The sequence below is a fragment of the Kitasatospora sp. NPDC003701 genome (assembly GCF_053587085.1).
This window is the reverse complement of the sequence record NZ_JBSFNM010000013.1, coordinates 29650-55480: the sequence shown is the minus strand read 5'-3', so window position 1 is coordinate 55480 and position 25831 is coordinate 29650. Positions and strand designations below refer to the sequence as shown.

24 protein-coding genes are annotated in these 25831 nt (G+C 71.1%); 10 read left to right on the top strand and 14 right to left on the bottom strand.

The window, feature by feature from the left end:
- Positions 1 to 741 (bottom strand): alpha/beta hydrolase (locus ACWDRR_RS14995; RefSeq protein WP_449772592.1); only part of this gene is annotated, 741 nt, incomplete at its 3' end.
- 272 nt (positions 742 to 1013) lie between these two features.
- Between ACWDRR_RS14995 and ACWDRR_RS14990 the strand changes: the two genes are divergently transcribed.
- From ACWDRR_RS14990 to ACWDRR_RS14980, 3 genes are read left to right on the top strand one after another with little or no spacing between them, the layout of a single operon-like run.
- A complete protein-coding gene (locus ACWDRR_RS14990) occupies positions 1014 to 1547 on the top strand; it encodes a hypothetical protein (protein ID WP_449772591.1) in 534 nt (177 codons plus the stop codon).
- 52 nt (positions 1548 to 1599) lie between these two features.
- Positions 1600 to 2217: a hypothetical protein gene (locus ACWDRR_RS14985; RefSeq protein ID WP_449772590.1), complete on the top strand. Its 618-nt coding sequence runs from the start codon at positions 1600 to 1602 to the stop codon at positions 2215 to 2217.
- Between the two features lie 31 nt (positions 2218 to 2248).
- A complete protein-coding gene (locus ACWDRR_RS14980; RefSeq protein WP_449772589.1) occupies positions 2249 to 2473 on the top strand; it encodes a DUF6458 family protein in 225 nt (74 codons plus the stop codon).
- Positions 2474 to 2579: 106 nt separating this feature from the next.
- Here the strand turns inward: ACWDRR_RS14980 and ACWDRR_RS14975 are convergent, their stop codons facing one another.
- From ACWDRR_RS14975 to ACWDRR_RS14950, 6 genes are all read right to left on the bottom strand, one after another.
- Entirely contained in the window at positions 2580 to 2744 is a 165-nt protein-coding gene (locus ACWDRR_RS14975; RefSeq protein WP_449772588.1) for a hypothetical protein, read from the bottom strand.
- 278 nt (positions 2745 to 3022) lie between these two features.
- Positions 3023 to 3463: a hypothetical protein gene (locus ACWDRR_RS14970; protein ID WP_449772587.1), complete on the bottom strand. Its 441-nt coding sequence runs from the start codon at positions 3461 to 3463 to the stop codon at positions 3023 to 3025.
- 87 nt (positions 3464 to 3550) lie between these two features.
- On the bottom strand, positions 3551 to 4384 hold the full coding sequence (locus ACWDRR_RS14965) for a DUF1206 domain-containing protein (protein ID WP_449772586.1): 834 nt from the start codon (positions 4382 to 4384) through the stop codon (positions 3551 to 3553).
- A 123-nt stretch (positions 4385 to 4507) separates the two neighbouring features.
- On the bottom strand, positions 4508 to 5473 hold the full coding sequence (locus ACWDRR_RS14960; RefSeq protein WP_449772585.1) for a DUF4331 family protein: 966 nt from the start codon (positions 5471 to 5473) through the stop codon (positions 4508 to 4510).
- Between the two features lie 174 nt (positions 5474 to 5647).
- Positions 5648 to 5941 (bottom strand): DUF397 domain-containing protein, encoded by a 294-nt coding sequence (locus ACWDRR_RS14955; protein WP_449772584.1) that lies wholly within the window; start codon positions 5939 to 5941, stop codon positions 5648 to 5650.
- 2 nt (positions 5942 to 5943) lie between these two features.
- On the bottom strand, positions 5944 to 6816 hold the full coding sequence (locus tag ACWDRR_RS14950; RefSeq protein ID WP_449772583.1) for a helix-turn-helix domain-containing protein: 873 nt from the start codon (positions 6814 to 6816) through the stop codon (positions 5944 to 5946).
- A 132-nt stretch (positions 6817 to 6948) separates the two neighbouring features.
- On the opposite strand from ACWDRR_RS14950, the gene ACWDRR_RS14945 reads away from it, so the two are divergent.
- On the top strand, positions 6949 to 7407 hold the full coding sequence (locus ACWDRR_RS14945; RefSeq protein ID WP_449772582.1) for an ATP-binding protein: 459 nt from the start codon (positions 6949 to 6951) through the stop codon (positions 7405 to 7407).
- 198 nt (positions 7408 to 7605) lie between these two features.
- On the opposite strand, the gene ACWDRR_RS14940 is transcribed toward ACWDRR_RS14945, so the two are convergent.
- The gene (locus tag ACWDRR_RS14940; RefSeq protein ID WP_449772581.1) at positions 7606 to 8595 is read right to left on the bottom strand and encodes a GlxA family transcriptional regulator; all 990 of its coding nucleotides are present in this window, start codon (positions 8593 to 8595) and stop codon (positions 7606 to 7608) included.
- Positions 8596 to 8666: 71 nt separating this feature from the next.
- Between ACWDRR_RS14940 and ACWDRR_RS14935 the strand changes: the two genes are divergently transcribed.
- Positions 8667 to 10040: an MFS transporter gene (locus ACWDRR_RS14935; RefSeq protein WP_449772580.1), complete on the top strand. Its 1374-nt coding sequence runs from the start codon at positions 8667 to 8669 to the stop codon at positions 10038 to 10040.
- 104 nt (positions 10041 to 10144) lie between these two features.
- On the opposite strand, the gene ACWDRR_RS14930 is transcribed toward ACWDRR_RS14935, so the two are convergent.
- On the bottom strand, positions 10145 to 11782 hold the full coding sequence (locus ACWDRR_RS14930; protein WP_449772579.1) for an amidohydrolase: 1638 nt from the start codon (positions 11780 to 11782) through the stop codon (positions 10145 to 10147).
- A gap of 76 nt (positions 11783 to 11858) precedes the next feature.
- A complete protein-coding gene (locus ACWDRR_RS14925; protein WP_449772578.1) occupies positions 11859 to 13352 on the bottom strand; it encodes an APC family permease in 1494 nt (497 codons plus the stop codon).
- 201 nt (positions 13353 to 13553) lie between these two features.
- On the opposite strand from ACWDRR_RS14925, the gene ACWDRR_RS14920 reads away from it, so the two are divergent.
- The 3 genes from ACWDRR_RS14920 (at position 13554) to ACWDRR_RS14910 (ending at position 16082) form a co-directional block, all read left to right on the top strand.
- Positions 13554 to 14288, top strand: a complete 735-nt coding sequence (locus ACWDRR_RS14920) for a TetR/AcrR family transcriptional regulator (RefSeq protein ID WP_449772577.1) — start codon at positions 13554 to 13556, stop codon at positions 14286 to 14288.
- A gap of 290 nt (positions 14289 to 14578) precedes the next feature.
- Complete coding sequence (locus ACWDRR_RS14915; protein ID WP_449772576.1) at positions 14579 to 14761, top strand: hypothetical protein; 183 nt, start codon at positions 14579 to 14581, stop codon at positions 14759 to 14761.
- A 907-nt stretch (positions 14762 to 15668) separates the two neighbouring features.
- A complete protein-coding gene (locus tag ACWDRR_RS14910) occupies positions 15669 to 16082 on the top strand; it encodes a hypothetical protein (protein ID WP_449772575.1) in 414 nt (137 codons plus the stop codon).
- A gap of 24 nt (positions 16083 to 16106) precedes the next feature.
- On the opposite strand, the gene ACWDRR_RS14905 is transcribed toward ACWDRR_RS14910, so the two are convergent.
- Both ACWDRR_RS14905 and ACWDRR_RS14900 read right to left on the bottom strand, forming a co-directional pair.
- Positions 16107 to 16619: a hypothetical protein gene (locus ACWDRR_RS14905; RefSeq protein WP_449772574.1), complete on the bottom strand. Its 513-nt coding sequence runs from the start codon at positions 16617 to 16619 to the stop codon at positions 16107 to 16109.
- Positions 16620 to 16635: 16 nt separating this feature from the next.
- A complete protein-coding gene (locus ACWDRR_RS14900) occupies positions 16636 to 17049 on the bottom strand; it encodes a winged helix-turn-helix transcriptional regulator (RefSeq protein WP_449772573.1) in 414 nt (137 codons plus the stop codon).
- A 48-nt stretch (positions 17050 to 17097) separates the two neighbouring features.
- Between ACWDRR_RS14900 and ACWDRR_RS14895 the strand changes: the two genes are divergently transcribed.
- Both ACWDRR_RS14895 and ACWDRR_RS14890 read left to right on the top strand, forming a co-directional pair.
- On the top strand, positions 17098 to 17496 hold the full coding sequence (locus tag ACWDRR_RS14895) for a YybH family protein (RefSeq protein ID WP_449772572.1): 399 nt from the start codon (positions 17098 to 17100) through the stop codon (positions 17494 to 17496).
- 95 nt (positions 17497 to 17591) lie between these two features.
- Positions 17592 to 18020, top strand: coding sequence for a hypothetical protein (locus tag ACWDRR_RS14890; protein ID WP_449772571.1), 429 nt, complete (start codon positions 17592 to 17594; stop codon positions 18018 to 18020).
- Positions 18021 to 18244: 224 nt separating this feature from the next.
- On the opposite strand, the gene ACWDRR_RS14885 is transcribed toward ACWDRR_RS14890, so the two are convergent.
- Complete coding sequence (locus ACWDRR_RS14885) at positions 18245 to 18682, bottom strand: hypothetical protein (RefSeq protein WP_449772570.1); 438 nt, start codon at positions 18680 to 18682, stop codon at positions 18245 to 18247.
- On the bottom strand, positions 18664 to 25767 hold the full coding sequence (locus ACWDRR_RS14880) for an RHS repeat-associated core domain-containing protein (protein ID WP_449772569.1): 7104 nt from the start codon (positions 25765 to 25767) through the stop codon (positions 18664 to 18666). Before ACWDRR_RS14880 ends, ACWDRR_RS14885 begins: the two co-directional genes overlap by 19 nt.
- Positions 25768 to 25831: the final 64 nt, after the last annotated feature.

The window sequence follows — 25831 nt, the reverse complement described above, 5'->3', positions numbered from 1 at the left end:
GCCGGCCGCGCGGAGGTGCCGCGCGAGGAACCGGACCGCGCCCTCCTGCTCGAACGCGGGCACGCCCCCGTGGCCCCCGGGATTGGCGTGCAGCGTCTTCTCCCGGGAGCCGAGGGCGTCGAACAGTGCGAGACCCGCCTCGCGCGCCACCAGTTCGTCGTCCCACTGCAGCAGGAACCGGACCGGGACGGTGACCCGGGCCGCCGCCCCGGCCATCGAATCGTGGCCGGCCAGGCCCACCACGGCGGCGGTGATCCGCGGTTCGGCCGCGACCAACGGGATGCCGATGACGCTGCCCAGCGACAGCCCCCAGTAGCCCACCGGGTGCTCCGCCCCCACGTGGTCCAGCTCGCGCAGCGCGTCCAGCACGGCCCGCCACTCGGGCACCGCCCGCTCCGCGAGCCCGGCCGTGTGGCGGGCGATCCCCGGGCTCAGCGGCTCGCCCGCCGCCAGCAACTCCCCGATCTCCGTCACGAACCACTCGTCCTGCTCGCTCCGCGGCCGGTCCCCGTGCCCGGGCGCGTCGACGGCCGCGACCGCGAAGCCGTACTCCGTCACGCAGCGGCGGGCGCGGGCCACCAGGGCCGCGTGCCGCTTGTGCCCGCCGCCGCCGTGGCCCAGCAGCACCAGCGGGCGGCCCCCGACGGCATCGGCGGGCGACCAGAGCACGCCGGGGACGTCGCCGAGGGTGAAGGGGCGTTCCGAGACGCCGTCCGAGGTCGTCTCCGCGAGGAAGCGCATGGGTTCGTGGCCTTTCGGAACGCCGCCGGGCGGTTCGTCCGACGGGGTGGCCGGGGCGCACCCGGCCTGCCGCCGGAGTCGCGGGTCACCCGCCCGCACGGATGTCGATCATGTGTCAGGAACCGTACCCGACACCCCGTTCGACGGAACAGCCGTTTCCCCGGGCCCGGCAGCGGGACGGCCGCCCGCCCCCGGCGGGTTTGCCGGGCGCCGGACGGGCAAGGCGAGGGCCCGGCGGCCGCACCGGCGGACCGCCCCCGAAAGGAGCGGAGATGGAGGCACTCCACATCGTCATCGTCGCGGTCATCGCGGCCGCCGCGCTCTTCGCCGTCCTGACCCCCCGGCTGCGCTCACGCAGGCTGCGCGAGCGGTTCGGGCCGGAGTACGACCGCGCCGTCCTCGCCCACAACGGCGACACCCGGGCGGCCGAACACGACCTCACCGACCGGATGGCGCTGCGCCGCCGGATGAAGACCGCCCCCGTCGAGGCCGCCGACCGGGACCGCTACCTGGCCGAACTGCGCGGCCTGCAGGCCCTGTTCGTCGAGGATCCGCGCCAGTCCGCAGTCCGCACGGCGCGACTGCTCGACTCACTGCTCACCGACATGGGCTACCCGGGCGAGGACCGGCCGGAGGTCCTCTCCGTCGATCACGCGGCCCGGATGCCCGCCTACCGCGACGCCCGCCGGGCCCTGGACGACCGGGACGCCGACAGCGAGGAACTGCGCCGCTCCGTGATCGCCGTCCGCGACCTGATCGTGGAACTGCTCCACGACGACCGCGGCGGCGTACTCGCCCGCCACTGACCGGCACCCGTCCGTACGCCGATCCGCACGACGTCAGTCCGAGGAGGAGACGATGACCCGCATCGAGCAGCACCGCACCGGAAACGGCCCGGGCAACGACGACCGGGCCGGTCGCGGCAGGGCCCAGCACGCCGATCCGCGCCACGCCCGGTCCGGCAGCCCCCGGCACGCCGCCGGCCACGAGCGCACCCACGAGCCCGCGCCCGCTCCGGACCGTCCGGACGGCGCCGCGCTCCAGGTGTTCCCGGCGGTCCGCGCGCCCGAGCCGCCCGCCCCGCCCGCCGTCCCCGCGGCCCCGGCCGCGCCGCCCCTGATGCCGCAGGCGCCGGCCGCTCCGACCGCTCCGACCGGCGAGGCTGTCGCGCCGACCGCCCCCGGCCGACCGGCCGGCGGCCCCGGCCCCTGGCTGGACGCGCAGGCCCTCCAGGAAGCACGAGCCGACTGGGAACGCGCCCAGATCGCCTTCGTGGACGACCCCGCCGGCTCCGTCGCCGCCGCCGACGGCCTGGTCGGCCGGACCGCCGACCTGATCGCCGAGGCCGTCCGCCGACGGCTGGAGGACCTGCGCGAAGGCTGCCGCACCCCCGACGAGGAGCCCGGCGCCCGCACCGAACAGCTACGACTGGCGATGCGCGACTACCGCGCGATGCTCGACCGCCTGCTCGCCTGACCGCACGCCCCCGCACGGGAAGGAAATCGTCATGGGTATCGGCGGATGCATCATCCTGTTCGCCCTGGGCGCCATCCTCACCTTCGCCGTCGACTGGCACCTCTCGGGCGTCAACGTCGATGTCGTCGGCATCGTCCTGATGGTGGCCGGTCTGCTCGGCCTGGTCGTCTACGCCCGCGCCATGCGCCGCCGCCTGGTGAGCGCCCGCACGGTCGACCCGGTGGTGGAGGAGCGCCGCTACTACGACGGCGCCTGAACCGGCACCGCCCGCACACCTCCGTGAACGCCCGTCCGCCGCCGGCCCCGTGTGGGTGTCCGGCGGCGGACGGGCGTTCACGGCGACGGCCGGAGCCGGGGCGGCCTCAGGAGGTCGCGCGCGGGCCGGGGGTGGCCAGGAGCAGCGACGGGCCCTCCACGGCAAGGGCCGTGAGGCCGGTGTCCGTACCGGAGGGGTGCTCCTCCCCCGGCTCCCAGCGGACGCCGTCCCCGGCCGACACCGGTACCCGGTGCCCGTCGGCGCCCGCCACCCAGCCTCGCCCGCGATCACCAGGAAGAGCTGGGCCACCGGGGCCGGATGGGCGCCGATGGTCCCGCCCGGTTCGACGACCAGGCAGGTCAGGTGGACGGATCCGTCTCCGGCGGCCACCGGGGTCGCGGTGGCACCCACGCTGTCGAAGCGGTCGACGACCTTCTCCGCGCGGTCGAAGCGGAACATCTCCAAGAGGGTCTCCTCGTTCATCGGGCTTCCGGCACCGGCTCTGTCCTGTGACGCGCCCACTCCGCGCACTGCCACGCGCCCCGGGCGCTACCAGGCCGGTCGCGGGTCCTGGGGGCTGGTCGAGAGACCGGCCGGGACGGCGTTGCCGGTGTCGGTCCGCCAGAGGTATCCCGGGCTGGGCGGGAATTCGTGGGTGGCGGGTGCCGGGCCGTGGTACCGCCGGGTGCGCGGCAGCGGCACCTCGACGAGCCTGCCGTCGTGGATCATCCAGAGGCCGAAGCAGTCGTCCTCCTCGTCGTGGATCAGCACCTGGACGTACCCCGGGTTGGGCCAAGGGAGCGAGGCGAGGTGCTCCAGCAGCCCGGAGCGCGGCCGCATGCGCTCGAACTCGATGACCCAGCCGCCCGCGAACAGGTCCAGCGAGCGGAACTCACCGCGCCAACTGCGCGACTCGTCGGGCCGGGTCAGCGGCTCCATCACCTCGTCCGCGTACATCGCCAACACGATGACCTGCGCCATTCTGCTCATGCCGGAGTATCACCGCACACCGCCCCCGCACGGCAACTGCTTTCGGGCGCGCTGCCACCCGAAAGCAGTTGCCGTGCGGGGGGGCCGTCAGGAGAGGCGGCGCCAGCGCGCGGAGGCGAAGGAGAAGGCGCCGAACAGCAGCAGGCCGGCGGCGGTGAGCACCAGCAGCCAGGGGCCGGCCGGGGTGGTGGCGAGACTGCGGAGGGTGTCGTCGAGGCCCTTGGCCCGCTGCGGGTCGAAACGGACGGCGGCGGTGACGGCGAAGGCGCCGGCCGCCCCGAAGACGACCCCGCGGGCCGTGTTGCCCGCGACACCGCTGGCGGTGACGGCCGTCCGGGTGCGGGGCCCCATCGCCGCCGTGTCCAGCCGGTCGAGGAAGCGGTGCCGCAGGGCCCGGACGGCCGTGCCGACGCCGATCCCGGCCAGCACCAGGCCCGCCGCGGCGACCAGGTAGCGCCCGCCCGGCAGGCCGAGGGCGGAGGCCGTCCAGTCCTTCGAGGTGTCGTCGCTGCTCGACCGCCCGCCGCTGCCCAGGGCGAACGCGGCGGTTCCCCAGCAGACGGCGCCGTAGAAGACCGCACGGCCGGTGTTGAGCGCGCGCTTGCCCGGCTTGCCGTCCTTGCCGCGCCCGAACACCGCCGCACCGGCCCGCCACAGTGCCATGCCCGCGAAGCCGGCCACGAGCAGCCAGAGCACGACCCGGCCCAGCGGCCCGTCCGCCACCGTGCGCAGCGCGCCCTCGCGGTCGGCCTCGTCGGAGCCCTTGCCGAAGGCGATCCGCAGCGCGAGGTAGCCGACCAGGACGTAGACCACGCCCCGGGCCGTGAACCCGGCGCGACCGGCCCCGCTCAGCGCGCGGTCCGCCGTGTCGCCGGCGGCCGCTCCCCGGCGCGCCGCCCTTCCGTGCGCTCCTGCGGCCACGTCCGCCCCCTTCACCGGCGGGCGCCGTCCGCGCCCGGTCTGCCGGGGCGTCTGCCCGGCGGAGCGCCGGACACGCATCCGGGAGGTGGGGGCTGCCCGGTGGGAACGGGCAGCCCCGGGGCGTCACTTGGGCGGGTGGGGGTGGCCCAGGTGGGGGAAGACGGGGAGCAGGTCGACGTGCGGGGGGATGTGGTCGCTGGTGATCTTGCCGCCGGAGACCATGGCCAGGCGGGCGGAGGTCACGTCGTCGACCAGCGTCCGCCCGTTGGGGTAGATCGCCGGGCGGGAGCGGTCGTAGCGCAGGATGTCCGGCAGCACCAGCTTCAGCGTCTCGGTGGCCGCGTCCGTGGTGTAGTCCCCGGTGTGCTGGAGGACAGCCGTCCACGGCTCCCGGTACTTCGCCCAGTCGTCGGCCGGCTCGCCCGTGTTGTAGGCGTCCTTGACCTCCTCGGCGTTGAAGTACGCCGTCAGGGACGGATGGGCGCCCCGGTCGACGGAGATCAGCTGACCGTCCTGGTGCAGGCTGACCCGCGCCCAGACGCCGATCGTCGGATCCGGCCCCAGCTCGGCGTCCGGGACTTCGAGGGCGATGCCGAAGATGTTCGCCTCGGCCATCGCGTCCTTGCCGGTCCAGGTGAAGTTGTTGACGATCCCTTCGAGGTCGGCGAAGAAGGGGTCGCTGCGCAGTCCGACGGAGAGCTTGTAACCGTTGGCCTGGACGACGTCGGGCGCATCGCCGAAGGCGACCGGGACGTCGGCGAAGAGGACGTCGCCGGTGGCCTCGTGCTTGCGGGCGGCCTCACCGGTGGCCCGGCGGACGGTGACGGTCTGGCCGCCGGTGTCGGGGTCGGAGAAGGTGAAGGAGTAGGCGACGTCCGCCTGGTCGTCCCCGTCGCTGTCGATGTTGATCCGGTAGACGGCGTTCGGGTGGAACGCGGTCGCCTGGGTCGGCGCGTACGGGTTCACGTCCATGATGAGGACCGTCCGGCCCGAGGCGTCGGCCGCCGGGAAGGCGAACAGGTCGGTGAGGTCGAGCCGGGCGTCGCCCCGGGGGGAGCGGAGGTTGGGACCGCTGAGGTGGTGGGACATGGCGCTGCGCTACCTCGTCTCTGCGTTCCCCCCTGGCTTGTCCGTTCCGTTGCTACCAGCGGGACCCGTACAAGAGGGGGAGGCCACCCGTACAGAAGACGGCCGTCCGCCGATTGGCGGACGGCCGACTCGCTGTGACGGGTATTCAGAGGGTGGGACGTCGGAGCGCGTGTGTCAGAGGGAGGAGGCGGCGGCGAACTCGACGAACGCCTGCCACGCAGCCGGACCGAAGGCCAGCTGCGGTCCGCTCTTGTCCTTGGAGTCGCGGACGTGGACGGTACCGGGGGCACTGGCGACCTCGACGCACGCGGCACCCTCGTTGGTGCTGTGGCTGCTCTTGCGCCAGGCGACCTCAATGCACTCGGTACCCTCATTTCCGCTGTAGCTGCTCTTGCGCCAGGCGACCTCTACGCAGTTCGCGCCCTCGTTGGTGCTGTGGCTGCTCCTGAACCAATCCAGTTCGGCCATGCTCACCGCTCTCCCAGCATCTTCTCGATCAAGGCCAGGGATTCCCTCAGGCCCAACGCCTGAGCCCTGATGCTGCTGTACCGTGCGGCCATGATACGGACTTCCTCCGGATCCGTGATCAGCCGATTGACATGCTGCACCTCCACAAAGGCGATCTGCGCCCTGCCCTTCGGCATGAGGAGGCTGAAGGAGCCCCCCATACCGGCATGCTCGGTCCGGTCCAGCGGCATTACCTGGATTTCAGGACCTCGGACCCTGCCGATCTTCAGCAGGTGCCGAAGTTGCTCCTCGTGGACCTCCCAGCCACCCATGGGCCGCCGGAGTACGCTTTCGTCGATCACCCAACTCATCATCGGCAGCGGCACACGGGTCAGGACTTCCTGCCGCGCCAGCCGTGCCGCCACCCACTTTTCAACCATGTCATCCGGCAGCACCGGCTTGCGCATCTCGTACAGCGCACGCGCGTGCGCTTCCGTCTGCAACAAGCCCGGGATGTCGAGTGTGCTGTAGCCGTGGATCTCGACAGCCTGAGCTTCCTCGGTAGTGAACGCCTTGGACCACGCAGGGTGCCGCGTACTCACCCTGATCTTTGCCTTCATCACGTCATCCGCGACCGCCTTCAACACGCCCCCGGCCCCGAGGAGTTCATCAGCCGCCGTCAGGTACTCCACCCTCGGGGTCCGGCGGCCCCGCTCGACCGCCCCCACCATGTCCTCGCCGTAGCCGATCCTTTCGGCCATCTCACGCTGTGTCAGGCCTGCCCGCTCGCGGAAGATCTTGATCTGCTTTCCCACCGCACTGTAGAACTCCGCCACCCCCTCGGAGCCCTCCGGCAGTTCGCCGTCCTCGAACACCACGCGCTCATCGCCACCCACGACAACCACCCCGCCGTTTCGATCGGTTAATCCTGAGCCCACCGACAGGCAAACACTCCGCGCCCGGACAAGCACTCTCCGTACTCGTCCGATGCATGGTCAGGGTACTTCCGAGCCACCAGGCTTTGTCACATGAAGTCCGAAATTCCCCTCGACACCGCGACCGCCCGCACCCACACCGCGCAGCTCACCGCCTCCCCCAAGGGGGCCTCGATCGGTCGCCGGATCGCGAGACAGCAGCTCACCGCCTGGGGTCTCAACTCCCGTGCCACCGACGCCTTCCACTCGGCGCTGCTCGTGGTCGCCGAGTTGGCCGCCAATGCCAGCACCCACGGGCGGGTGCCGGGCCGCCGGTTCGAGCTCGCCCTCACCCTCACCAGCACGCCCCGGGGCGGCGCCACCCTGCGCATCGAGGTGTCCGACTGCCGGGGCGACCGGCACCCCGCCGTGCCCGCCGCCTGTGCCGCCCACTCGCAGTCCGGACGCGGTCTCACGCTCGTCGGCGCGCTCGCCGACCGCTGGGGCAGCATCCCCCGTCACCCCAACGCCAAGACCGTCTGGGCCGAACTCGACCTCCCCCGTGCAGTCTGATCACCCCACTGCCCAGGCCGCCGCGCTCACCCTGCTCCCCCTCGTCCTCCTCCTGGCCCTCACCGCCTGGGCGCTCCCCGCCCGGCCCCACGCACCGCCCGCCCCAACGACCCCCCGCGTCACCGTCACCCCAACCCCCTGAACGCGACACGGGAAGTCGGCCCGGCCGACTTCCCACTCCACGCCCACCCGTTCGGCCTACCCGGCCTCGTCCGCGCGGAAGGTGCGCCGGTAGGCGGCGGGCGTGGTGCGCAGGGCCTCGTGGAAGCGCCGGCGCAGGTTGACGGCCGAGGAGAGGCCGACCCGGCGGGCGATGGTCTCCACCGGCAGGTCGGTCTCCTCCAGCAGCGCCCGGGTGGCGGCGATCCGCCGGTCCAGCAGCCAGCGGCCGGGGCTGATGCCCAGCTGCTCGGTGAAGCGCCGGGTCAGCGTGCGGGCCGAGACCTGGGACCTGAGCGCCATCTCGGCGACGCTGACCGGCTGGTCCAGCCGCCCGGACAGCCACTCCAGCAGCGGCGCGAGCGAGTCGGCGACCGGCCCGGAGGTGGGCAGTTCGGCGTATTGCAGCTGGCAGCCCTCGCGGTGCGGCGGCATCACCATCTGCCGGGCGATCCGCAGCGCGTACGCGGCGCCGTGGTCCTCGCGCACCAGGTGGAGGCAGAGGTCCACGCCGGCCGCGGAGCCGGCGCTGGTGGCGACGTCGCCGTGGTCGACGTAGAGCACCCCGGGGTCGACCCGGACCAGCGGGAACCGGGTCGCCAGCTCGGCGGCCCGGGCCCAGTGGGTGGCGGCCCGGCGACCGTCCAGCAGCCCGGCGGCGGCGAGCACGAAGGCACCCGAGCAGATGCCGACGATCCGCGCGCCGCGCCCGTGCGCCCGGCGGACCGCCTCGACCACCGCCGCCGGCACCTCGCTGCCGGCCGGCTGCTGCCAGCCGGGGACCAGCACGGTGTCCGCACGCTCCAGCGCGTCCAGGCCCGCCGTGACCAGCACGTCGTAGCCGGCCTGGGTGCGCACCGGGCCGGGGTGCTCGGTACAGACCTCGAAGGCGTAGCGGACGGGGATCGCCGGGCCGTGGTCTCCGAACACCTCGGCCGCGCAGGACAGCGGGAAGGTCGACTGCGGGGGCTGCAACACGGCCACCACCCGGTGCGGCGCCGGGGACTTCGGCAGCGAACGAGGCGTCATGACGCGAAAGTACCCCATCATGTCGTTCCGGACACTGGGCCGGACGATTGGTCCAAACCAGTATCGGTGCTGTGACCACCGCGAAGCCCCTGACCCAGTTCTCACCGCTCAGCGACCCGCCCGGCCCCCGGCCCGCCGCGCCGCCCCGCGACCGGCCCGCCGCTCCGCCCGCCGATCCGCCGGCTGCCCGGCCGCCCGTCCGGCCCCCCTTGTGGGACCGGCAGTTCACGCTCTTCTTCACCGCCCGCACGGTCTCGATGTTCGGCGACGCGATGATGCCGGTGGCCGCCGCGCTCGCCGTCGGCGCGCTGTACGGGATCTCCGGGGTCGGCCTCGTGCTCGGGGTCTGGACCGGGACGTTCGTCGTCGTGGTCCTGTTCGGCGGGGTGTTCGCCGACCGGTTCGGCGCGCGCCGGATGATGGTCGGCGCGGACCTCGTCCGGGTGCTCACCCAGGGGATCCTGGCGGCCGCGTTCTTCGCCGGGCCGCCGCCGTTCTGGCTGCTGGTGACCATGGCGGCGGTGGCCGGGGTGGCCGTCGCGATGTTCCTGCCGGGGGCGAACGGGATGGTCCCGCTGGTCGCCCGCGAGCCCCAGCGGGCCAACGCCACGCTCAAGGTGGCCGACGCGCTCGCCCAGCTGCTCGGCCCGGCCTTCGCGGGACTGCTGATCGCGCTGACCGGCGCCGGGACGGTGTACGCGATCGACGCCGGGACCTTCCTGCTCAGCGCCCTGTGCCTGGCGCTCGTCCGGCTCGCCCCGGCCGCCGCGTCCACGGACGCCCCCGCCGGTGCCGACACCCCGGCCCGCACCGGCGGTTCGCTCCGCCGCGACCTGCGCCGGGGCTGGCAGGAGTTCCGCTCCCGCACCTGGATGTGGGCGGTGATCCTGATCTGGATGGGCTACGGCGTCCTGGTCTTCGGCCCGCTGGTACCGCTCAGTTCGGCGCTGGTCGGTGACCGGCTCGGCCCGAACGCCTACGGTCTGGCGGTCTCCTTCCTCGGCGCCGGAACGGTGCTCGGCGGCCTGCTGGCGCTGCGGGTGCGCCCGCCCCGGCCGCTGGCCGCCGGCACGGTGGCGATGGCGCTGTACACCGTGCTGCCGCTCAGCGTGGCGCTGGACACCGGCCTGCCGGTGCTGCTCGCGGGCCACGTCCTCGGGGGCGGCGCGCTCGCCTTCTGGTCGGTGATGTGGGCGACCAGCGTGCAGACCCACACCCCGCCCGCGGTGCTCAACCGGGTCTCCGCGTACGAGCTGGGCGGCTCGGTGTCCGGCATCGCGCTCGGCCAGGTCCTGGCGGGTCCGGCCCTCGCGCTGGCCTCCCCGGGGCGGCTGCTGCTGGTGTCGGCGGGCGCCTGCCTGGCGGGCTGCGCGGCGCTGCTCGCGATCCCGGCGATCCGCACGCTGCGCCGGGCCGCTCCCCCGGGCGGCCCGCAGGGGGCGTGAGCGGGCCGGCGAGCACCCTGAGCGGCGGCATGGAGGAGGCCGACGAAGGCCGCCGCGCCGCACCGGAGTTGCCCGGTGCGGCGCGGCGGTGGAGCGACCGGCGATCAGGACCTGGCGTACACCAGCGCGCCGCCGACGTACGTCCGCTCGACCCGCGTCCCGGCGATCTCCTCGGCCGGGGCGGCGAAGAAGTCGCGGTCCAGCACCACCAGGTCCGCGAGGTGGCCGGCCCGCAGGCTGCCCGCGTCGTCCAGGCCGTTCACATGGGCGGTGCCGGCCGTGTAGGCGGCCAGGGCGGTGGCGAGGTCCAGCCGCTGCTCGGGCAGGAAGACCCGGCCGTCGGTCGCCTCGGGCTCCATCCGGTTGACGGCCACGTGGATGCCGGCGATCGGGTCCGGGCTGCTGACCGGCCAGTCGCTGCCGGCCGCGAGGGTGGCACCGGCCCGCAGCAGGCCGCCGAACGGGTACTGCCAGGCGGCCCGCTCGGGGCCGAGGAACGGGATGGTGAGCTCGTCCATCTGCGGCTCGTGGGCGGCCCAGAGGGGCTGGATGTTGGCGATCGCGCCGAGCGCGGCGAAGCGCGGCAGGTCGCCCGGGTCGACGACCTGGAGGTGCGCGAGGTGGTGCCGGGTACCGCGCCACCCGTTGGCGGCCCGGGCGACCTCGATCGCGTCGAGCGCCTCGCGCACCGCGCGGTCCCCGAGCGCGTGGAAGTGGACCTGGAAGTCGAGCGCGTCCAGCGCCGTCACGTAGGCGCACAGCGCCGCGGGGTCGACGAAGCTGAGGCCGGAGTTGGTGGTGGCGCAGCCGCAGCCGTCCAGGTAGGGGGTGGAGAGGGCGGCCGTGAAGTTCTCGGCGATCCCGTCCTGCATGATCTTCACCGAGCCGGCCCGGAACCGTCCGCCGGTCAACGTCTCGCGCCGGGCGACGAGTTCGGCGATCTGCTCGGCGCCGCGGGCGCGGTCCCACCAGAGCGCCCCGGTGACCCGCGCGGTCAGCGTCCCGGCCGCGGCGGCCGCGACGTAGGCGTCGGACGGGTCCGGCTGGCCGTTGAACTCACCGAGCAGGGCGTCCTGCCAGCCGGTGATGCCGAGCGAGTGCAGCAGCTCCTGCGCCCGGTGCAGGCCCGCCAGCCGGCCGGCCGCGTCGGTCGGCGGGACGAGCCGGGCGACCAGGCCGGTCGCGCCCTCCTGGAGCGTCCCGCTCGGGGTGCCGTCCGGCTCGCGCTCGATCCGGCCGTCGGCCGGGTCGGGGGTGTCACGGGTCACCCCGGCGAGCTCCAGGGCCCGGGTGTTGGCCCAGGCGCCGTGGTGGTCGCGGTTGACCAGGTAGACCGGGCGGTCGGGGACGACCGAGTCGAGCAGCTGCCGGGTGGGCACCCCGCCCTCGAAGCTCTCCATCGACCAGCCGCCGCCGGTGATCCAGGCCCGCTCGGGGTGGGCGGCGGCGAACGCGGCGACCCGGCGCAGGTACTCGTCGGCGCCGACCGTCCCGGTGAGGTCGCACTCGGCGAGCTCCATGCCGCCGAAGACGGCGTGGATGTGCGCGTCCTGGAAGCCGGGGATCAGCAACCGCCCGTCCAGGTCGACGACCTCGGTGCCGGGGCCGATCAGCTCGCGCACCTCGTCGTGGCCGACGGCGGTGATCCGCTCACCGGTGACGGCGAGGGAGGTGGCACGGGTGCGGGCCGGGTCGCCGGTGTGGACGGGACCGTTGGTGAAGACCAGGTCGGCCTTGGGCATGGGTGGTGCTCCTGGAAGTTCGGCGGCCGGGGTGCGGCCGGGGTCGGGTCGGCGTGCGGGCCGGGGGCAGGGGTGGTCAGACGGTGCCGGCCGGGCCCACGGTGACGGGTTCGGCTTCGGGTTCGGCGGCCGGGTCGACGGAGGCCGGGCCGGCCGGCGTGGTCCGCTCGAAGTACGCGGACTTCCGGTGGAAGCGGGACCACGCGGCGGCCACCAGCCCGGAGCCGATCATCAGCACCGGCACGGACAGCCCGAACCAGCCGTTGTCGGCCGAGAGTTCGAAGTGGTCGGCGGAGTCGTAGAGCATCCAGCAAAGGTAGCCACCGACGGCCAGCAGCACCGCTGCGCCGAGCAGCGGGGCGACGACCGCGCGCAGCCCCTCCAGCGGCGCGGTGCGCAGCAGGTGCCGGAACCGCACGGCGGCGGCCAGGGCGGTGAGCGCGTAGTAGAGCGCCACCACGATGCCGATCGCGTTGACGGTCGCCGAGATCAGGTCGTTGACGGTGGGGATGACCAGGGAGAGCAGGGCGAGCAGGATGGCCGCGCCCGAGATCAGCAGGGTGCCGGCGGCCGGGGTGCCGTAGCGGGGGTGGATCCGGGTCCAGACCGGGCCGAGCGTGCCGTCGCGGCCCATCGCGTACATGCCCCGGGCGGTGGGGATGACGGAGGCCTGCAGCGAGGCCACGGCCGAGAAGGTGAGCGCGATCAGCGGCAGGGCGGCCAGCGGCTGGCGGGCCAGCTTCTCGCCGAGGTAGGTCAGGCCGTGCGCGCCGTTGTCGGCCAGCTCGTCGATCGGCAGCACGCGCTGGAAGGCCGTCCCGGCGAGCAGGAAGAGCAGCAGCATCACCACCAGCGCGATGAAGCCGCCCCGGGAGGCGTCGCCCGGCTCGCGGACCTCCTCGCCGATGCTGAAGACCGACTCGAAGCCCCAGTAGCAGAAGACCGCCAGCACCATGCCCTGTGCCAGGGCGTCCATCGAGGGGATGGCGAACGGGTTGTACCAGTCGAGCGAGAACGGCTGGTCGCCGGCGAACAGGCCGTAGCCGCAGAATGCCAGCAGCACCACGTACTCGAAGATCAACAGGTACTTCTGCAGCCGGGCCGCGAGGTCCAGGCCGCGCACGGCGACCAGCGCGGCGGCCACCAGGACGACCATGCCGAGCAGGGTGGCCTGGAGCGTGGAGTCCGCGTCCAGCCGCAGCCCGGCCACCGAGCGGACCTGCGCCTGGCCGAGCAGCTGGATCAGCGCCGACCCGGTCACGGTGGTGGTGTAGGCCATGAACACCACGGTGCCGACGGTGTTGACCCAGCCGGTGAGGAAGCCCAGCCAGGGGCTGAGCACCCGGCCGACCCAGGTGTAGCTGCTGCCGGAGTCGGGATCGACGCGGTTGAGCCGCCCGTACGCCCCGGCGATGCCGAGCACGGGGAGGAAGGCCAACAGCATGATCGCCGGGAGGTGCAGGCCGACGACGCCCGCCATCAGGCCCAGCCCGATGCCGATGCTGCTGGTCGCCGCGGTGCTGGAGGCGGCGAGAACGATCCCGCCGACGACGCCGACGGACTTGCGCATGGGGCCCGCAGCGCCGGGCGCACCGGCTCTCGGGGTGTCGCCGGGGTCCTTGACCGTCGTTGCCAACGGATCACCGCCTTGATCGTGGGGGGAGCAGGGGTGGCGGCCGGTACCTGTCCGGGCCGTGGCGGCCATGAAAGCGTGGCCTCCCTCACACGTCAATGCCGTTGTCATAAGCGTCGATGCCCTAGGCTCCCCGCCATGACGGAACGCGTGGTCCCCGAACCGCAACGGCGGCGCCGGAAGCCGACCAAGCAGGGCACGGTGCTGTCCGAGCAGGTCATCGTGGCCACCGCCCTGCGGCTGATCGGCCAGCACGGAGCGGCGGCCCTCACCGTCCGCCGCCTCGGCGCCGCACTCGGCGCCGACCCGAGCGCGGTCTACCGGTACTTCCACAACACCGACGACCTGATGCTGGCCGTCGCCGACGAGCTGATCGGCCGCGCCCAGCACGGCCTGCGACTCAGCGGCGACTGGCGCACCGACCTGCGCGCCATCGGCATGCGCGTCCACTCCGCCTACCAGGCCCACCCCCAGGCCGCCCTGCTCGCCGCCCACCGCACCACCGGGCGGGACAACGAGATACGGGCGGTGGAGACCATCCTCGGGGTGCTGCGCTCCGCCGGCTTCCCCGACCGGGAGGCCGTCCCGATCTACCACGCCTTCATCGACCAGGCCCTCGCCTTCGCCGCCCAGGACGCGGCCGCCCTCGCCCTGCCGGCCCCCGCCCGGGCCGCCGACCTCGCCGTCTGGCGCGTCCGCTACGGCCGCCTCGGCGCCGACACCCACCCGCACATCGCCGCCACCGCCGACCTGCTGATCACCGACATGGACCGCAGCGGCTACCCGTTCGCCCTCGACCTCCTCCTGGAGGCCGCCTCCGCCCGCCTCACGACGCACGGAGGCGGCACACCCCCAGCGACGGCGGCCCGCTGACCGTCCGGCCCGGCCGCCGTGGGGGACCGCTTGGTCGGCTGCTCGTAGAACCTGCTCATCCCCCGGAAGTCCGTGACGGCGGCTGTGCCCAGCGCCAGGGAATCAGAAGCATCAGCACGACCACCGAAGCATCCGCTGCACCGGCCCAGTCACATCTCACCTCCTACCGTTGGCATGTGACTGCCCATCGGACGGCCAGAGCGTCAGCCCTCCCTGGAGGCCTGCATACAACCCAATCTGGTCCTACGCTCAGCTTGTACCTGCCTAGTGATCTCTTCCGGAGGCCTCGAATGAGCAACCACCTCGACCACGCGAGTACCGCACGAGCCTGGCTGGCATCGATACACAACCCTGACTCGCTCAGCGCCACAACCAAGATCGAAGCGGCGAAGGTCGAAGCCTATCTCGCCCTCGCCGCCGCGATTGCCGAGCTCAAGGGCCCCCAGGCCCAACCCGGCACTCCCCTCCGGTAGACCATTGCACGGTGCCGCCCGCTCCGGAGAACGGGACGGGCGGCCCGAACACCGACAATGATCTATTTCAACACTGGACGGCCCCGACCTGCATCGGGTTGAGCATTATGTGATCGGCCACCGGCATTCCTTTGCGGCGGGCATCGACCCGGTAGTCCCCGGGAAGTTGAGTCGGGATACTGACGGCATAGACGGTCCGCGGTACACCGCCAACCGTGACTTACAAAACCTTTCGGGCAAAGAAAGTGCGCTGTTGGCAATAGAGCCTCTCCACACTTTCACCACTCGCCAAGAGAAGGACACTCCACCTCTCCTGGGTCTCCATCTCAACCAGCCGAGAGCCAAATACAATTCCGACACCAGGAGTCAGCCTGCCCTCGATGTCCGACGCTTTGCTGCATTCGGTCATTACGCCACCCACACCGGGCGCCCGAGCAGTACAAATATCACCGCCAGCCTCGGCCTGTCGATCTTCGTGGTGTTGCCGGCCGCGTCGTACCCGTCCGCTCCCTGCACGCCGGCTGCGACGCCGAACGTGGACCTGCCGGTTGCGAGCGCGTGCGGACCGCCGGTGCCGCCACCCGTACCGGCTGCTGCAGGCCCGCGCCCCGGTGGAACTGCACGTCTGGCCGGGCGGCATCCACGCCAGTGAACTGCTGGCGCCGGACGCCGAACTGAGCACCCGCATCACGGGCTACCGCACGGCCGCACTCCGCCGGGCACTGCACCCGACCTCGGCGAGCCAGGCTCCACCTCCGGTCGGCCAGGGTCCCGGCCCGGGTCCCGGCCCCGAACCTGGGTCGACCGCCCGAGCCGGGTGGTCCGATCGGGACGCACCGATCGAACTCCTCCAGCAGCGGGGCGAATTCCTCCTACCACCTTGTGACATCTCTGGGAGCATGGCGCCATGCACCCCCGTTTGCATCAGACAGTGGTCGCCCTCGCCGTCACCGTGGCAGCAACCGGGGTCCTCTCCGGTGCCTCGTACATCTACGATTTCGGCGCCGACGCCGAGCCGGAGACCGCCCCGCGCGTGACCAGCGCACCTGAGTCCCCGCCGTGGCCGGCGCCGGACGCCGCCACACTCGCCCGGTTGATCGCCGCGCTGGGTGAGATCTATCCGGAACTGCGGGACGGGAGCCCGGGAATGTCGGCGCAGAAGATCTGCACCGACATCAGGAGAGGAGCCGACGAGAAGAGCCTCCTCCGCTCCACCGGGCAAGCCTTCGCAGGCGATGGAAGCTACTTCCTCGACGACGGGCAGGTCGTGCGCATCCTCGCAGCCGTACGCGAGAACGTCTGCCCGACCGCCGGCGCCTGACCGCCGCCGCCGGCACCCACGGAATCAGCCAACTGGCGGCGTGGCCGTGGGCGACGTCGGCGCGTGCAGGTTGACGGCAGAGAGGAAGACGGTGTCCGAGGCCGGGTCGAAGTAGAGCTCCGCGTTGTCCGCCGCCACCAGGCTCTCGTCCAGGTCCCTGCTGTGGAGCCACTGCGCCCCCGCCGGCGCGAACCCGGCGAGTCCGGCGGGAATGGCGAGACTCTCCGGCCCGGTCCCCATGACCGCCCCCGTCATCTGCGTGGATGCCGTGAGGGTCGCCACCGCGCCGGGCTCCAGGCGGATGAGGGCACTGACTTGGTAGTCGGTAGGACCGATCGCCCGGCTGCCCGGGACCCCGAGCGCCTCCTCCTGCCAGTGGGCCGCGACGATACGGCCGAGCTTCGGCAGTGCCGCGGCCAGCGGCTGGGCGTCGGTGTGGATCTCTGGAGCCTTCGAGGCCTCGGCCGTCACACCGGTGGCGGGGCTGCCGCCATCGCAGCCGGTGGCCAGGGCGGCCGCCAACAGCAGCGCGCCCACGAACAAGCGAGGCCTCCTACGCTCCACCACTACCTCCCCCATCGCCGGACGAGCCTACGCGCATTCCGGACACACCGATCTCCGTGCCGGTCCGGTACAACTCGACGAGCAACGGCCGCAACGCGCGCCCGGTCTCCGTCAACCGGTGGCTCGTCCGCACCGGGAACCCGCGCAGGCGCTCGCACTCGACCAGACCACGCTCCTCCAGCACGCGCAGGCGGTCGGCGAGCACCTTCGGACTGATCTCCGGGAGCCGGAGCCGCAGTTCACCGAAGGAGAGCGGGCCGTGCATCAACTCGCGCAGCACCAGCGTCGTCCAACGCCCCGCGACCGCCGCCAGCGCCACCTCCACCGGACAGCCGGCCTCCGGACGCACCGTCCGACCGTGCTCGTCGGGGACCAACTCGACGTCCCAACGCCGCTGCGCCACGTCGCTTTCCGTTTGGTGACCTACTCGGCCGCCGATTTCACTGCCCTCATGACCCATCCCACCACTGTCCCCCTGACCACCGAGGCCGAACAACACCCGGCCGTCTTCGCCGCCGCCTTCAACTCCGGCGACCTCGCGGCCGTCCAGCAGGTCTACGCACCGGGCGCCGTCTTCGTCCCCACCCCCGGCTCCCCCGTCACCGGTCCCGAACTCACCCGCGCAACGGCCGACTTCCTCGCCCTCGGCCTCCCCATCACCGTCCACCCCCGGCACACCTACGTCGCCGACGACATCGCCCTCCTCATCGTCGACTGGACCATCGACGGCCCCGGCCCCGACGGCACCCACGTCCACCTCGAAGGCACCGCCACCGACGTCGCCCGCCGCGGCCCGGACGGCAGGTGGCAGTACATCATCGACAACCCCTTCGGCACGGCGACCGGCTGACAGCCCTCGCACTCGCCGCCACTGAGCGTCCGTCACCATTGCGGCGCCGGAAACTCGCTGTTCCCTTCCGCGCTCCACCTTGGAAGCATGTCGCCATGCAGTCGCGAATCCATCAGGTCGTTGTCGCCCTCACCACAGCACTTGCAGCGGTAGCGGTCTTCTCCCTGGCAGCATGGTTCTACGACCGACGAGGACAGGAAGGCCCGGACGACTCGCCGAACGCCGCCCCGACTCCACGCGCTAGCCGCTCCGCGAAGCTATGGCCCCCGCCCGACGCCGCCACCCTCTCAAAGCTGACCAAGGCTCTGGCGGAAATCGAACCCGAACTGAGGAGCTACGGAACTCCCGGGATGAACGCTCAAATGGTATGTACCGAAATCAGCAGAGGATCGGACGACGCCAGTACTCTCCAGTACACGATGTCCGTTTTCGCAGGAGACGGAAGCTTCTTCCTCAACGAGGAGCAAGGAGTTCGCATCGTGGCAACCGTTCGCGAGATCATCTGCCCGAATGCGCGAGCCTGATTCGCTTTGACCGAATCCTACCACTGAGCTGCTGGCCTAGCCCCAATACCCGTGACTTTGGTGGGCTTGGGTCGTTGGATTGGTTGTTCCATGACCTGGGCAGGTGAATTTGCCGGTGGGTGACCGGCTGTCGGATCGGATCGCATTGAGGGTACTGACGCCACAAAGAGCCCGGCCGGGGAATCCCGGCCGGGCAAAGACGAGCTACACCGCCCCAGCAGGCATTACTTCCCTTCAGCCTCAGGCTTCAAGACCTCAGGAGCCGCTGCAGGCATTATCAGTCCTGCATAAACAACACCAAGAAGGCTCATCAACAAGAAGGGCCAGGCACCCGCGAGCAAGTAGAGCGCGGGTGGCAGGGCAAGCAACAATGCTACAACACCTCGAACATCCCTCCCCTTCGCTGCGGGAAAAGCCACCAAAAGAATCGAGATCAGCGCAGGGACAGTTATTGTCACCGAGATCATCAGCAGAATCGCATAGTAGCCCTCGGGCCCATTTTGCGAAAACCCGTCGGCGTCACGCCCATCAGGAGAGAACGCCGCAAGCACAAGAAGGAGTGCATACACAGGCACTACACAGGTCGCTATATATCTAAGCGCCGCCCACGCAAACCATCTGAACGTTCGAACAACCCCGCGAGTCAGCATCCTGAGATACACCTACCCTCTTCGTGGGTTCGGTTGATCTTGTAGATATCAAAAAGTGCTGGTATCGCAAGCAAGCCAGGGTCACCCGGCGCGGCACCCCAGGGGTCCTGGGCGAGAAGATTAGGAGTTTTCCCGCGACGGTACTGAACCACCTCCATATTGGGATAGTCATCACCCTTGCGGTTGACTCGAATTCCAAATGAATTGATTTCAATATTAATTTGGACGTCGGTGCCAAATATTGGCATTTTGCTATTGATGCCATGGATGCTCGCCGCAAGTCCACCGCCATCCGACCGCCTGAATGCAATTGCATTCCGATGTCTGACCGTAGTCCACCAGTAGCTCTCACCTTCGTCGATACCCTTTGCTGACTCCACCTCCTGCGGGACCCACTCACCATCCTTACTGCCGGGCTTCACGTGCCCCTCGGCGGTGACGGACGGCATGACGGTGAAATTCGCCTCCCCAGTGGCAGTATTCCAAAACAGGGTCATGCGAGCACTGTCAACCGGAGCCCTCGACCACGATCGATTATCACCCAGAAGAGATCCGAATGCCGCTTCTTTCTCGGGTATAAAGAATCTCACCATGATAATTCCATTGTCGGCACTCCCCTGCGCACCCTTATTTCCCTTCCGCTGCGACTTGGCTGGCTTCGGACCGAATCCCGCCTGCTGGGCCGAATCATAGTAGTCCGAATTTCGCTGTGTATCGTCGAGCCGTTGCAGGGCTGCAGCCGAGACGTTGTTCGCCGTCGTCTCCGCCGCGTTCTTCATGGTGATGGTGCCGGCCGAGCCGCAGTCGTACAGCGTGCCGCACTCCTCGGACTTGAGGCCGTTGGGGTCGGAGCGGTTGACCGGGTTGTTGTTGCTGTAGGCGTAGGCGTTCCACTGGAGTGGGTCGCCGGCGTCGAGGATGGGGTCGGGGCTGAGGAAGCGGCCGGTGCCCGGCTGGTACTGCCTCGCCCCCAGGTTGGTGAAGCCGGTGGCGTCGTCCTTGAGGCCGCCGACGTAGCCCTTGTCGCCGGACCAGGGGGTGGCGAGGGAGCCGGGGCCGCGGGTGGCGCCGAAGGGATCGAACGTGCGGCGGGTCTCGTTGGTGGTCGCGGATTCGATGGACAGGGAGCTGGTGCCGTGGTGGTCGGAGAACTGATAGGCGAGCTTGCCCGGGCCCTCGCGGACCAGGGTGATGCCACCGGGGATGCTGTAGTAGCGCGCACCCGTGCTGGTGTTGCTGGCGATGTCGTAGGTGAGTTCGTCACCGCCGCCGAGGTTGACCGTCACCTTGCCCGGGTTGCGGCGCACCAGCTGGTTGCCGTCCGCGTCATAGACGTACGTCGTGGTGGCAGCGCCCTGGGTGAGTGAGGCGAGTTTGCCCTCGAAGTCCCAGGTGAGCGTGGTGCCGTTCGCGGCATCGACGGCGTTCCAGGTGACGCTGCTCCACTTCGCCTGCCCACCCGGCGCGACGACGATGAAGTTGCCGTCGTCCTGCACCTTGGCGGAGTAGCCGCTGTTGTTGCCGACCCAGGTCCTGGAGGACCAGAGCGGGACGCGCTGCGGGTCGTAGACGACGAAGTTGCCGTCGTCCTGCATGGTCGCCCAAGCACCCGGGTGGTCCTGGGTGTTGGTGGACCAGACGGCCTTTCCGGTGCGCAGCGAGCTGAGTACCAGGTTTCCGTCGGGCTGCATGGCGAGCTGGACGCTGTTGGAGCGCACCGACTCGCCGGAATTGAGAACGAAGCCCGCCTTGAGTTCCTTGGTGCCCCCAGGATTGTTGATCTTCGTGGTGTTGCCGGCCGCGTCGTACTCGTCCGCTCCCTGCACACCGGCTGCGACGCCGAAGGTGGACCTGCCGGTTGCGAGCGCGTGCGGACCGCCGGTGCCGCCACCCGTACCGGCGGCCGCGGTGGGAGTGTTGCGGGTGCCGGGGGCCGGGAAGGTCTGGCCGGCCGTCAGGTCCTTGGCGGGGTCGCCCGCCGGGTCGTGGTTGACCAGCTTGGTGCGGTTACCGGCCAGGTCGTAGCCGTACTCCTGCCAGTAGGCGGCGCCGCCTCCGACGGTGGTCCTCGCCGGTGCGGACGCTCCGCTGGTGGGGGTAGCGTTGGCGCAGCTGCCCTGCCCGCCGAGTGACGGGGTCGGCTGGTCCAGCTGCCCGGTGTCGCTCCACGCGGTGGTCAGGCGGCCCAGGTAGTCGTAACTGAAGCACTGCAGGTCGGTCGCGGACGGGGTGTTGTTCGGGATCGCCCTGATCGCGGTGATCTGGCCGGCCTGGTTGTAGGCGTACGTGGTGTTCTGGACGGAGCCGGTGGCCGCCGTCTGCTTGTCGATGTACTGGTTCAGCAGCCGACCGGTCGGCTCGTCATAGGTGTTCGTGGCGACCAGGTAGGTACCCCACGAGTTCATCGTGGAGCGGATGTTGCGCCCGTAGGCGTCCCAGTCGGCCTGACGGAGGTAGGTGACCCCGGCGCCGCCCATGCCATACAGCAGGCCGTAGTCCTCGTACTTGTACGTGATCGACTCGTCGGCCAGGCTGCCGGCGGCAGCGCGACTTTCCGAGACCAGTGCACCGGTGATCGAGTCGTACCAGGCTCGGTACCCGAAGGTCACCTGACCGGTCTTGCCGATCTCGCTGCCGGGAAGGGACACGGTCGTAGCGATCGGCCGGTAGGCGACGTCCAGTTCGGTGACTGCCTTGGTGTAGGCCGCGCCGCTCGCACCACCCACGTACCGGGTCGACGATGCCGCCTGGCCCTTGGCCACGGTGTCGTAGGTGTAGCCGGTCAGCTGGTTGGCCGGGGCCACCGTGCCGTTGTAGGTGCCGGTCTTGCGACCGATCAGGTCGTAGGTGACCGCGACCGTCTGGTTGCGCGCGTCGGTCGTGGCGGCGAGCCGGCCGGCACTGTCGTAGCTGCGGGTCGACACGCCCGTGTCCGGATCGTCGGCGCGGATCTGGCGTCCGCGCTGGTCGTAGCCGTAGCTCCAACTGTTGCCCGCTGCGTCCACCCGCGTCGCCGCCTGGCCGCCCGGTGTGTAGGTGTACGTGGTGACGTCCGCGTCGGCCGGGTTGCCGGTCGCGGTCGGCGTCCGGTACTGCCAGAGCTGCGCGGTGCGGCCGCGGGCGTCGTTGACGGTGCTGGTCGCGGTGGCCCCGGCGGGCGGGGTCACGTCGACCCGGTCCGCGCCCGGGTAGGCCGTGTTCGTGGTGTTCTGCAGCACGCCGAGGGCGATGAACTGCGTGCTGACCGGTCGGCCCATGCCGTCGAACTGGGTGGTCGTCCGGTTCGGCACCATCGCGCCGTCCGGCCTCCATCGCGTCGTTCCGGGGCCGTCGGTGTCCTCGTAGTAGGTGTTGTAGGCCTGGTTGGCACGCCCCTGCGAGTCGTAGAAGGTATCGGTGATCAACCGGCCGTGGTAGGCGGAGATCGCCGGCGGGCTCTGCGTCTGAATCACCCGTCCGAGGCCGTCGATGATCTGCGTCGCGGTGCCGTACTGGCCGCTCGAACGCAGCGTGCTGCTGCTGATCGTGGACGGCGCGGTGGTCCCGTTGACCGCGTAGTCGTAGGTGTAGTTGGCGCTCAGCGCGGTGTCGCGGCCAGGTGTCCAGACCGCCTTCAGTCGACCCAACGAGTCATAGGACTGGGTGACCTTGCGGCCGTTGGGGTCGGTGGTGGTGATCGGCAGGTTCCGGGCCGGGTTCGCCGTCACCGTGGTCTCGCGACGGGAACCGGCGTCCGGAGCGCCGGCCGGTGCCGGCGTCCCGGTCACCGTACGGTTCGGCAACTCGCCCGGGTTTGCCGAGCTGTACGAGGTGGTCACCACCGCGCCGTTGGGGTTCGCGCCATCGGACACGGTCAGGTCCGTGACGGTGGCCACGCGGCCGTACACGTCGTAGGTGCTGGCGCCGCTGGTCACGTACTGGGCCGTACCGGAGCCGTCGTAGCGGTCGAGTACCTGGCCACCGGTGGCCTCCCCCTTGGCCCCCGCCGCCTTGAAGGCCGCGCCGTCGTAGAGGGTACGAGTGCCGGAGACCGTGTTGGCCGCGGTCGCCGTGGCGTCGCAAGCGTTGCCGCCCGAGACGGTAAGCACCTCGGACACCAGGCCCGTCATCTGCGGGTTGCTTCCGACCGCGTACCCGGTACGGGTGCAGAGGTCGGGCGTCCCGTCGGCAGTGCTTCGGGCGGACTTGACCCGGTTGTTGTAGTCCTTGTCGGTCTTGGTCACCGTGGACGTGGTGCGCGTTCCGCCGGTGGTCTTCACCGTGCTCACGCTGCTCGACGTGGTCGCCGCGTAGCGGGCCTCCAGGTCCGGCAGGCCGGTGCGCTTGTGCGTAGCGGTCGAAGACTCGCCGGAGCTGGTGTTCACCGTGTAGCCGACGGGATCGGTGTGGACGGCATCGGCGTCGGTGTAACTGTCCGACTCCAACACACGGCCGGACAGCCAGTCCTTGTCGGCCTGGGCGCCGCTCTTCGGACCGGCCACCGTCACGGTCTTCGTCTGGCCGTTCGCCTTGAGATCACCGTCCATGCCCTGGTAGTAGTACGTGGCGGACTTCGACTTGGCCCCGTCCGTACCGGAGCCGGTCACCGCGGTCACGCTGGCGTAGCCACGGAACTGGTCCCACGTCCGGTAGTCGGAGTCGACCAGGGCGCCGTCGTTGCGGTGCCACGCGGCCTTGCCGTACTCGTAGCTGGTGCTCTTCGGCACCGAGCCCTGGACGAGGTTGCCGTTCGGGTCGACGGTGACGGACGCCACCGGATAGCGCAGGAACCAGTCGTCGGCGGTGCCCGGAATGGCGCTGTCGTACCACTTGACGTTGTAGCAGCTCATCGTGTTGTCGTCGGCGGACGCGGGCATCCGGCCGTCGGTCCGCGAGCACGAGGCGAGCTTGTAGGCGACGGAGATGGTGCCGCCGGTCTCGCTGGTGATGACCTCGATGCGCGGGCGGTTGTACCGCGGGCGGGCCGGGACGAGACCGTCGACGCGGTTGGGCAGCATCGCGCTGGCGAAGGTGACCTTGGGGAGGTCCTTCTCCTCGGGACCGTTGAAGGTGTCCTTGCCGATCCGTCGGACCGACTCCAGCCACGGGATCCTGGTGTTCTCGGTCGGATTCTCGGGCGCCTTGAAGCTGTGCACGAGTTCGTAGCTGTCCACCGGACGGTACGACCCGCCGGACCGGACCTTGGTGGTGATCGTGTTCAGCCACTTCGTGGACCAGTAGCTCGGGCCGGTGTTGGCGCAGGCGCCCGACTGGGCGCACTGCTTGTCCAGCGGCACATCCTGCCAGTCGGCGGCGTTCGCCGAGGTGCGCTGCGACGGGTCGCAGTTGGCGGCGATGCACCGCTCCCCCGTCTCGAAATCGATCTTCGAAGCGGGCTGGTAGCTGCCGCCTGCGGCGATCTGGTCCGAGTCCAGCTGGCCGTAGCCGATCGAGGCGAGGGTGCCACCACGGGTGTAGAGGGTGTTCACCCCCGCGCCCGGGTTCTGACCGCCGCCGCGCGCGTACCAGTTGGTCTCGGGGGCGTAGCTGTAGGTGGTCAGGTTGTGGTGCGGGTCGACGACGTAGTCCAGGTTCCACCGCCACGCCATCTGGCACCAGGAGCCCTTGCCCTTGGCCGCGTCGTAGCAGGGGTCACCGGCGTTCGGCGAGTAGACCGGCACCGTCCACACCGACTTGCTCTCGGGACCGACCCTGCTGGGGGCACCGGCCGCGGTGGGCACCTGGTTGAGCCCGAAGTAGTAAACCGTGCCGGAGGTGTCGGTGACCTTCAGGTACGACTCGCTCCAGGTGCCGTTGGCGGCACCGGTCAGGAACTCGACCTTGGTGCCGTCGTCGTTCTTCAGCCGCCAGGTGCACTTGGACTGCTCGAACCGGCTGTCCGTGGTGACGCACGAGGTGTCGTGTGGAACGAGCTCGCCGGAGTGGCCGCCCAGCGAGAGCGTGAGGTTGGCACCGCCCCAGCACTGGTCGGCGGAGCCCGGGATGCCGGCCTTGGCGCACGGCTTGTAGGACCGCTCCACGAATCCGGAACTGAGGTCCCAGCCGTCACCGATCCAGGAGGCCTGGGAGTTGGTGGAGGCCGTCCGGCCGTCGACCGAGGCCGAGTCGTAGCCGAGTGCGAGCTGCGGCGCCGCCCCACCGAGGGTCGGCGGCGACTGGATCGGGTAGCTGTAGTTGAACGACCCCGAGGAACTGCCGGCCGTCCACGCCTGGCTCGACGAAAGCGAGGTCGCACTGTAGGTGCCGGTGCCACTGGAGGGCGCGCCCTCGGTGGCCAGGACCATCGGTGCGAGTGCTGCGGGCGCGGGTGCGGCGGACGGCGCGAGGGCGGCCGACTTCCCCGCACTCTGCTCACGCGCGGTCAGCGGCGCTTCCACCGCCGGGAGCTCGATGTCCGCGACCAGCTTCTTCGCCTGCGCGTCGTAATGGGACGGCACCGGGGTGCGGACCAGACAACTCGGCACCTCGGGCGTGGTCAGCGCACAGGCCGGCAACGCGACCAGGCGGGCGCGCTCGGCGAAGTCACCGCCGAAGCCCACGCCGCCGAGGTCCAGCGCGACGCGGACCTTGGACGCGCCCGCCTGGCCGCTGCGGGAGAGCGCCAGCAGGGTGCCCTGGACGCCGAGCGCGTCGGCCGCCTTCGCGTCCGCCACGTCCACCCGCACGGAGCCGGGGGCCGGTGCGACGTCACTGGCGGGCGCTTCGGCCGAGCCCTTCGCCGGAGCCGCCTCCGGGGCCAGCGGGGCCAGCCAGACGGGCAGGTCGCCCGCCTGCCGGGAGGCGCCGGCGGCGGGCTCGCGGACCTCGGTCCCGCCCGCGTCCTTGCGCATCGTGACGGAGCCGGCGGGCGGAGCCGTCTCCAGCGTCGCCAGGGCGGCGCCGTGGGTGGCCCGCACCGGCGTCTTGGGCGGGACCCAGTTCGGCGAACCGGTGGCAGGCGGGACCGCCTTGGGCTTCTCCGCCTTGCCGGGAACGGACGCCGTCCTCGGCAGCGGGGTGTTCGGCGGCGACCAGATCTTGTCCTTGTCCACCGAGGACGCGGCGAGCGCCGGCGCCATCGGCGAGACCAGCGCACTCAGAATCGCCAGTGAACTCACAAGGGCTACACGAGATCTCCGCCTCCCCGGCGACGGACTCCCCCTCCCGATCAACCAGGAGAAA